Annotated in this window: 4 protein-coding genes; 2 read left to right on the forward strand and 2 right to left on the reverse strand. The window is 45.5% G+C overall.

All coding sequences use genetic code 11. The features are described from left to right. Positions 1-1,534 (forward strand): tetratricopeptide repeat protein (locus IH879_20705; protein ID MCH7677350.1); only part of this gene is annotated, 1,534 nt, incomplete at its 5' end. A 102-nt stretch (positions 1,535-1,636) separates the two neighbouring features. Here the strand turns inward: IH879_20705 and IH879_20710 are convergent. Further along, a complete protein-coding gene (locus IH879_20710) occupies positions 1,637-2,116 on the reverse strand; it encodes an Lrp/AsnC family transcriptional regulator (GenBank protein MCH7677351.1) in 480 nt (159 codons plus the stop codon). Positions 2,117-2,361: 245 nt separating this feature from the next. Here IH879_20710 and IH879_20715 point away from each other — a divergent pair, with 245 nt between their 5' ends. Continuing rightward, positions 2,362-2,958 carry a polyisoprenoid-binding protein gene (locus IH879_20715; GenBank protein MCH7677352.1) on the forward strand — a complete coding sequence of 199 codons (597 nt, stop codon included), beginning with the start codon at positions 2,362-2,364 and terminating at the stop codon, positions 2,956-2,958. A 65-nt stretch (positions 2,959-3,023) separates the two neighbouring features. Here the strand turns inward: IH879_20715 and IH879_20720 are convergent. After that, on the reverse strand, positions 3,024-3,370 hold a 347-nt coding region (locus IH879_20720; GenBank protein MCH7677353.1), incomplete at its 5' end, for a Xaa-Pro aminopeptidase.

Below are 3,370 nucleotides of genomic sequence, written 5' to 3' on the forward strand. Positions count from 1 at the left end.
GCTACGCAAACACTTGCCATTTTGGGGGCTGACCCTCTTTGCCCTGGGTATCAGGCAGTTGCTGCTTGCCACACCATTTTATTCACCTGCGCGTTCAATTATGATCCACTATCTAACTCAGACAAAGGCCCTCGTTCTTTACTACCTTAAACACGCTTTTTTTCCAACAAGCCTCAATGTCGATCCCGAGTTTCCTCTTTCACATTCCCTTTTTGAAGGCAGTGTGGCGTTTTCCGTTTTGGTGTTACTCGTCATTGGAGTTCTGCTTTTTAGAATGCGGCGACACCGTGCCGCCGTTTTCTGGACCCTCTGGTTCCCCATGTGTCTGCTGGTTACAACTTATTTAGGCATCTTGCCGCAGTTAGTAAACGAGCATCGTGCATATATTTCGATGGCGGGAATCTCGACACTGGCAGCTTTGTTCTTTGCATGGTTGCGGGAGACGTTCCCTGTTCGCATATCTGACTTGGCCATCGGACCTCGCTCGGGAAAAGTCCTGGTCACTCTATTAGTGTTCACAATATGGGGGCTTCTTGCTCTGACCACGAGAGCAAGAAATGAAGTTTGGGCATCTGACTTCACCCTTTGGCAAGACGCCGCCTTGAACGACGGCACCTGGCGAGCTCACATGAACTATGGTCTTGCCCTCGAAGACGAAGGGCGCTCAGACGAGGCGTTCGAGCAATTCAAAAAGGCAGTCGAGCTTTTTCCAGGCGCATATTCTCATATCAACCTGGGCCTGGCTTATATCAGGCGAGAGGCTTTCCAGGAAGGGATTTTTCATCTTCGCCAGGCGGTTGAATTGTGGCCGGACTTGCCGGAAGCGCATTTGTACCTGGCTTATGGCCTGGAGAAAAATGGCCGGATTCAAGACGCAGAAAAAGAATACCTCTGGGCAATCCGTCTCCGTGCGAACTATTTAAAAGGTTACCGCTTGCTCGGTGAGTTCTACGAAAGGCAGGGAAAGCCACGGGACGCACGCCAGGCCTACCAGAAACTCGTCGAGTTAGAGCCGTCGCAAGCCTGGGCGCAAGAAAGGCTAAACCGTCTCACCCCCCAGAGGCCCGAAGATCTGGACTCCCACTTTGAGCAAGGTTTCCAGCAGATATCTGCGGGCAACTATTCCGAAGCCGTTGCAAGTTTTACAGAAGCATACCAGGAGTATGCAAAAGATCCAGATTTACTGTTCAATCTGGCTTTCTCTCATCAGAAGCTTGGCAACAGGACGGAAGCGATCAAATACTACGAGGAGCTTCTTCAGGTCACTCCGGCACACGTCAAGGGAAATTTTAACCTGGCCTACGCTTACCGCGATGGCACCTCTGCCCATGATTGGTCACGGAGTGCTTTACTTTTCAAAAACGTACTGAAGCATGATCCAGGCTACTCAGTAGCGATGTTCCATCTCGCCACCGTCTATTGGAAACTTGGAAATGAGACTGAAGCGAGGCGCTATGATGAGCTTTATCTGAAGCATGGAGTTCATGAGGATCTCAAGCGTAGATCACAATCGCGACTTTCCGAACAAAAGTGATTATGATCCGGGTTGGTTCGACGAGGTGACAGGTGTCCAGAGCAGATGCTGGAGGCGGGGTCGAAAAGTCGATTTTTATAATATGCTCATCAAATAAATCAGTCATAATTTATTCTTCAATTGACTCAATGGCAGCACATTGGTCTCTTTGGGGCTGGAAAGCACAACATCCGTTCGTGTGTTTACTACGCCCGGCCATGCCTGAATTTTAGAGAGCAGGTTTTCCAAAGTCTCTGTGCTTTCAGTACGGATTTTTAAAATGTGTGAACCGTCACCTGTGATAGCGTGGCATTCGAGGATTTCTTCATGTTCCTTCGCCCGTTCGATGATTTTCGCATAAAATTTGGAAGACTCTGTGGTCAAAAAAATAAAAGCAGTGACTTCCAAACCGACACTTCGCGCGTCGAGCACAGAGTGATAGCCGCGAATGACGCCGGACTCTTCGAGCTTACGCAAACGTTCACTCACAGACGGAATGGACAGTTTAACTTCCTCGGCCAACTTATTTCGTTTGGTTCGTCCGTTGTTTTGCAGGGTTTTCAGAATTTTCAGATCGATCTCGTCGAGTTTGATATCAGGCATTTATTTTTCCCAATCTGTGTTTCAACGCGTTTAATCCGTAACCCAAAAAATATTCTGGTCATTAAATTAAATAATATTTATTTGAAGATCAACCGATCCTTAAACCTGAAACAAATGTTTTTCGGCATAATGAAGTTTCTCGGAATAAAATCTGCTTGCTTTTGTTTGATTTTTTTAATTAAATTAACACGCTTTAAAAAAAGTGACTCATCACAAACACCAAATCATTATTTTAAGGAGGTAACATGCGTAACAAAAGTATTATTTTAACCGTTTTGCTGACTTTTCTAATTGCAAGCTTTGCTTTTGCCGGGGATAAATATGAAATCGATGTGGTCCATTCATCTGTGGGGTTCACGGCTAAGCATCTGGTAATCAGCAATACCAAAGGTCAGTTTAAGGAGTTTTCCGGGGTCATTATTTTGGATGAAAAAGATATCAGCAAATCCTCGGTTAACGTGACTATTAAAACCGCCAGTATTTCAACGGATAATGAAAGACGCGACAATCATCTAAAAAGCGCTGATTTTTTTGATGTTGAAAAACACCCTGAAATTACTTTTAAAAGCAAAAGTGTTATGAAAACAGATGATGGTTACAAAATGGTTGGCGATTTAACCATCCACGGCGTAACGAAAGAGGTCACAATTCCATTTACTTTAGTGGGACCCGTTAAGGCAATGGGAACGCGAATTGGCCTCGAAGCCAGCTTGACAATTAACCGTCATGACTACGGCGTTTCCTGGAGTAAAACTCTCGACAGCGGCGGTCTGGTTGTCAGTAACGAAATCAAAATCACTCTGGAAATTGAAGCGGTTAAAGCTGAAGAGGGCACTGACTAAATTAGAAAACACAACTTCTGGAAATTTTGAAAGGCGAGGATGATTCTTCGCCTTTTTTTATTTTTTTAAGGAATCAAATACAAACTCGTCTGCCTGCCGTCAATAAACCGCACGCCCTCTTTTGTAAAAATAATATCCTGCTCTAACATAATTCTAATCTTCTTGTTATTCCACTCAGGAATGGCAACTTGCACATTCAACTCGTTCGAATGTGCTGTGTTATAAAACAGCTCGTAGTCGCCTTTTCCGGGCACCCCGCCCTGCTGATCCCAGAGCCCAATTGTGGGTCCGGCTCCGTGGCCGTGAAAGCCAATCGGATGCGTGTAAATACTCGGAACGATCCCCTCGGATTTTGCCTGTTTTAAGGATCGCTTTAGGATTTCGTTGCCGGTGCGGCCTGCTTTAAAATTTG

Source organism: candidate division KSB1 bacterium (genome assembly GCA_022562085.1).
GTDB lineage: Bacteria > Zhuqueibacterota > Zhuqueibacteria > Oceanimicrobiales > Oceanimicrobiaceae > Oceanimicrobium.